Source organism: Nostoc sp. 2RC (assembly GCF_014222165.1).
In the GTDB taxonomy this organism is placed as follows: Bacteria; Cyanobacteriota; Cyanobacteriia; order Cyanobacteriales; family Nostocaceae; genus Nostoc; species Nostoc linckia.
In genome coordinates, this window is record NZ_JACKZU010000464.1 from 1 (window position 1) to 5787 (window position 5787).

The 5787-nt window shown below is 44.9% G+C and carries 2 protein-coding genes and 1 pseudogene; 1 reads left to right on the forward strand and 2 read right to left on the reverse strand.

Annotation, left to right across the window (positions count from 1 at the left end; all coding sequences use genetic code 11):
- Positions 1 to 45: 45 nt before the first annotated feature.
- On the reverse strand, positions 46 to 4221 hold the full coding sequence (locus GNE10_RS31325) for a GAF domain-containing protein (protein WP_185569794.1): 4176 nt from the start codon (positions 4219 to 4221) through the stop codon (positions 46 to 48).
- 537 nt (positions 4222 to 4758) lie between these two features.
- Here GNE10_RS31325 and GNE10_RS31330 point away from each other — a divergent pair.
- The gene (locus GNE10_RS31330) at positions 4759 to 5439 is read left to right on the forward strand and encodes a dihydrofolate reductase family protein (RefSeq protein WP_099066038.1); all 681 of its coding nucleotides are present in this window, start codon (positions 4759 to 4761) and stop codon (positions 5437 to 5439) included.
- A 273-nt stretch (positions 5440 to 5712) separates the two neighbouring features.
- On the opposite strand, the pseudogene GNE10_RS31335 reads toward GNE10_RS31330, so the two are convergent.
- Positions 5713 to 5787 (reverse strand): annotated as a pseudogene (locus GNE10_RS31335) (photosystem II protein D1); the annotation flags it as partial.

The following is a 5787-nucleotide window of genomic DNA, read 5'->3' on the forward strand; positions in this document are numbered from 1 at the left end:
AAGGGGGAAGGGGGAAAGGGAAAAGGGGAAAGGGGAAAGTTCAACCTAATTTTTGAGAAATTTTGCAATGGTTTCTATTAGTTCTTCTGGTTCCAGAGGCTTAGATATGTGGCAGTGGAATCCTGCTGCTATTGCCTGCTTTTCATTAATTTCGCCAGCATAGGCAGTTAAAGCGATCGCTATTATATTTCCCCCTTGTTCTGGTGGCAGATTTCTCACCTGTTGCACGAACATATAGCCATCTATCTGGGGCATTCCGATATCACTTAACAACACATCTGGTTGAAAATCTCCTAACATTTTCAGTCCTGCCATAGCAGAATCCGCCATCATAACATTTGCGCCTGACTGCTCTAGTACGAAGGCCACAAACTCGCGGCTGTCAGTATCATCATCTACTATTAAAATCTTAATTCCACTTAAATCTAAAGTTTGCTCGGTCTGCCTAACATCTTGATTGATTGTTCTTTGAGTCGGCATCAGTGGTAGTTTAACCACAAAAGTAGCTCCTAATCCTTCCCCTGGGCTTTGTGCCTCAACAGTACCACCATGTAATTCCACTAAGCGGCGTACAATTGCTAGTCCTAATCCCAAACCACCAAACTTTCTGGTAGTGGTACTATCAGCTTGACGGAAGTAATCAAATACATAGGGAAGAAACTGGGAAGGAATACCTTTGCCATTATCACTAACTGTAATTTGAGCTAACCCCTGACACTGTTCGAGCTTGATTTCCACTTGTCCTGATGATGGTGTAAATTTAATCGCATTTGTCAGCAGATTCCACACTACTTGTTGTAAGCGGTTGGCATCACCAGCTATTTGCCCGACATTTGGCTGGAGCATGGTCTGTATTTTAATTGACTTAGCTTCCGCCGCCAGTCTGACTGTTGCCATTGCATCACTAATTATTAAGGTCAAATCCACTGGAGTTACATCGAGATTCAGTTTGCCTTGCAGTATGCGAGACACATCTAATAAATCTTCAATTAATTGGGCTTGTAACTTGGCGTTACGCTCGATGGTTTTTAAAGCTTCAGTTGTTTTTGCCGAGTCTAACTTTTGAGACTGGAGTAGGCGCGACCATCCCAAAATAGGGTTGAGGGGTGTACGCAACTCATGGGAGAGAACCGCCAAAAATTCATCTTTGACTCGGTTAGCGGTTTCTGCGGCGCTTCTTGCTGTTCGTTCTGCTTCGTAGAGGCGGGTACGGACGATGGCCTGGGCACATTGTTGCGCCAGGGATAAAATAAACACTTGTTGCTCCTCATCTAACTGTTGCGGTTCGATGAAACCAAAGGACATACCTCCCACTGCTCGGCCCTCAACCATCAGGGGAATGGAAATCCAAGCATCGAAGTTGTACTCTTTGTACTGTTGAGACAGGTGTGGATAGCGGATTGCTCGTGTTTGTGATGGTTCTGCCCAAATGGGTTGTCCAGTCCGCACGGCTTCTGCCAAAGGTACAGGCTCATTGAGGGAAAACCGCTGCCAAGCGTTGATTTGGTCTGGTTCACAACCAACAGTTCGTAGGACTTCGAGTTCAGTACCAGTGTCGTTGAGTAGCGCAATCATGCCAAAGTTAGCACCCAGAGCCACAATTCCTCGATCTACAATTACATCCGCCACTTGCAAAGGAGTTAGCGATTCTGAAAAAGCAGCCGTCACGGACTGAAGCAGGGTAATGCGCTCAGCAGATCTGGTGGCGGCTTTTTGTGACTGCTGTGCTTCTAAGTAAAGGCGGGCATTATCAATGGCGATCGCAGCTCGATGGGCTATATCTTCTGCCAATGCTAAATCTGCCTGAGTATAACGGCGATGGTTTTGGTCTGTAATAAAGGAAATTGCGCCTAAAATTTGTCCGCGGGCAATTAATGGCGAGATAATGCCAGATTTTAACCTTAGTTGGCGTAAAATTCCCAAATGTTCGGCGTCTTGAGCCGCCACCACCAATGCAGCATCTGGAATTTCTGCCGCTATCTCACTTTTTCCAGTCCGCAACACCCTAGCAACTGCCTGAGAAGCGTCAATTTGTCTGGGATATTGCTGATTAATTGCCCAGGCCAATTCTACTTTTGTGCGATCGCGGTGAGCTACAGCAACCTGATGAATGAATTGATTGTCTTCTAACAAATCGATGACACACCAATCTGCAAAAAATGGTACTACCAAATTGGCAACACTGGCCAAAGTCAATTCATAATCCAATGATGATGCTAGTGCCGTGCTAATTTCTGCCAAAAATGCAGATCTTTGTTGGTCAGCTTCTGCTTCTTTACGGGCAGTTTGTTCTTGGACTTGCTGGCGCATCAATTGGGCGCGTTCCGTTTCCGCTTGTTTGCGTTCGCTAATGTCTTTATTTATACAAATTAAAAATATGGGATTGCCAGCTTTGTCAGACACAGTTTTCGCTGTTGTCTCGATGTGTACTGGGGAGCCATCTTTTCTGAAGCAGGGAATTTCCCCACAAAACTCTCCTGTGGCTTGAATAGACTGCATGATTTTAGCCATGATTGCAGTTTTCATGTCTGAGGGATAGAGAAAGTTCATTGGTTTGGCGATCGCTTCTTTTGCTGTATAGCCAAAGATTTGCTCGGCATTGCCCAACCAACGTTGAATCTTACCTTCCAAATCCGTCAAAAATACGGCATCGGGCATTTGTCGTAAAGCAACATCGGAAATCAATAGCTCTGCTTCGGCAAGTTTGCGTTCGGTAATGTCGTGCATCACCACAACTGCCGCCAGTTTTTTGCCCTGGCTATCCCAGATGGCCTGGCCGCTGGCAAGTAGGGTCTTGACTTTTCCTTGTTTGGGCGCGATGACCATTTCAATATTTTCTACTATCTCACCTTGTAAGGCTCGAAATAGGGGAATCTCATTTTTGGACATCCGCGTTTTGCCATCAGGCAAATACAGATCGTAGTACTGTGCCCATTGTTCAGGTGGTAGTGGTTGCTCCGGTAAACCATGAAATTCTCGTGCTGCGCGATTAAATAAAGTCAAAATTCCTTGAGCATTACAAGCCACTATTCCTGCCTGGACATTATCAAGCAACACTCTGAGTAATTCCTGTTCTTTTTCCAGGGCTGCTTCGGCTTGCTGTCGTTCTGCAATTTCCAGGTACAGTAATTCGTTTGCTTGGGATAATTCCGCCGTTCGTTGTTCAACTAAGCGCTGCAATTCATATTGTGCTTGTTGTCGTACTGCTTCTGTTTGCTGTTGCTCCAGTTCGGCGGCGATGCGTAGGGCAAAGATACTCAAGAGAAATTCTGCAAGCTGAACATTTGTTAAAGGCTTGGTATCCATAACCCCCAGTAGGCCCAGCGGTAAACCTGTGGTGTCAAAAAATGGAACCGCTACATAGCTTTCTATCTTGAAACGTTCCAAAAAGGGCGCATTGGGAAACAAGGCTCGGACTCGATTAGGATAGCAGCATAATTTTCGTTGCCGGAGTACTTCTTGGCAGGGGGTATTATCCAGCAGGTATCTAAAGTTGTCAATAATCTGCCCCTTGGCGCAGGTGGCCATTGTCCGGATTGCTTGTCTATCGTCTCCGTCCACCAAACCAATATACGTGTAATCAACCTCTAGCACTTTGCTCACATACTGTACTAAAGCAAAGAAAAAAGCTTCACCCGTAACAGCACAAAGACCTCCACTGACTTCCAGCAACGCTGCATCGATTTGAGCAATTTTATGGGTTGCCAATCGCAGTTCTAGTTCATCCATTACCATTGCCGCAAGATCCGCCAGCAGAACTTTTTGCTCATTTGTGAAGGCATCACGGGGTTGTGTATCCAACAAACAAACAGTGCCTAAATTCAAGCCATCTGGGGTCAACAATGGCGCACCAGCATAAAATCGCAAATCTGGTTTATTGTGGACTAATGGATTTGATGCCAGAGGATGGTTTTGCTTGATGTCAAGAATGACTACTACCTCCTTAGATAACAGCCCCAAGCTGCAAATACTCGCATCTCGCTGCACCTCACGCATATCTAAGCCATAGGCAGATTTAAACCAGCCTCTCGATTCATCGATTAGGGAAACCAGAGCCATTGGTACATTGAATAAGCGCGCTGCCAAGGAAGTGATGCGATCGAAAGCAGCTTCCGGTGGAGTGTCGAGAATGTTATATCGTCGCAGTGCCTCTAAGCGTTCTACTTCATTTGCAGGTAAAGAGGCGGTTGTGACAATGGGTTTCGAGGGAGTTTCACTCATGAACTTGGAGACAATAGGCAACTAGAAAGCTAGGAATACAACGGCAATGACATTGCATGATTTATAAATGCTTAACCAAGCTAGTACTCTGGCAAGTCAACTTTGGGGGGTAAGGGGTAAGGGGTAAAGGGAAAAGGTTTTGATTTTTTCCCCCTTCCCCTTTACCCTTTTCCCAGTCCAAACCCAGCAATTTTGGGTTGCCAGACTACTAGTAGTTCCAATACGGTTCGGTGAAAGGGGAAAGGGACTCATGCTTTTATCGCTTCCCCTTTTCCCGGTTGGTGAGCTTGTCGAACCATTAACCTTTACCCAACCTCCACCTAACATTTTTGGGTTGGTAGAGTATTAGAGCTTATCTTAAATTCTTATAGCAATTTGCATTCAAAAACGTAATTTCAAAATTTCCCAACTCCACCTCCCCACCTGTTCGGAGTTAGAATTACGTTCTAGATGCTTGCACTAAATGATATTCGTAATTACTTTACTGCTAGTGTATTCCACTGAATTGAAAACCGCCATAACTCTCACAACATAATTATGTCAACTATCCAAACAACTGTAATTCTTGCTATCACGGCTGACGGGAAAATTAGCCCTGTAGATTCTAAAGCACCGCGTAATTCCTATCCAGTAGATCAAGAACACTTGGAATATCAAGTTTCTTTGGCCGATTTAGTTTTAATGGGAGCAGGGACGGCTCGGAATGAGGGAATAGCTTTTACAATTGAGAATCCCGAATTGTTAGCAGTACGTCAGTTTCGGGGTCAGCCTCCCCAGCCAATTACTTGCGTTGTCACATCTTCACTGAATCTATCGCCAGATATGGATTTTTTTCGTCAGGATCTTGAGCGGTGGATATTTACAACAGGAGATGCTATCAAGGGTAGTTCTGATGCAACAACCTTAGACAAGCTCGCCAAATTAATCGAACTGGGCGACACAGACTTGGATTGGGATAGAGCATATGACTTAATGGCACAGCAGGGTATCCGGAAAATATTTGCTTTGGGGGGTGGCTCTTTAATAGCTTCTTTAGTGCACGCGGGGCGAGTCGATGATTGGTGGCTGACCATTTTGCCCGTCATCTATGGAGGAGCAAGTGCGCCTACTCTTGTGGAGGGTGAAGGTTTTCTTCCGAGTGATGCACCTAAACTAGAACTCATTGAAACTCGCCAAGTTGGAAGTGAGTTATTCTTGCACTACCGCACACTCAAGTGAAAAAGTGTTGACTGTTGACCGTCAACTGTTAACAGTCAACTAATACAGGACTTACGCAAGTGTCACAAAAAATAAATTTTTTTTGCTTGTAGTAAGGACTTTAGTCCTTATTAGAGGACTGAAGTCCTTACTACAAACTTAAAATAATATGCCAGTTGCGTAAGTCCTAAAATATTATGTTCTGATATGAGTCCCGACACTAAAAAGCGCCCTCCTTGATGGAGGGCGCTTTTTGTTTTATTTAATTTTCAGTTCAGTGGACTAGGGCAAGGATTAACCGTTGATAGCAGGAGCGCTGATTGCAACAGGAGCCGCTTCGGCAGATGCCAAGTCTAAGGGGAAGTTGTG

Excerpts from the sequence above, each read along its gene's own strand:
- GNE10_RS31325 (WP_185569794.1), bottom strand. The coding sequence starts at position 4,221 with ATGAGTGAAACTCCCTCGAAACCCATTGTCACAACCGCCTCTTTACCT.
- GNE10_RS31330 (WP_099066038.1), top strand. The coding sequence starts at position 4,759 with ATGTCAACTATCCAAACAACTGTAATTCTTGCTATCACGGCTGACGGG.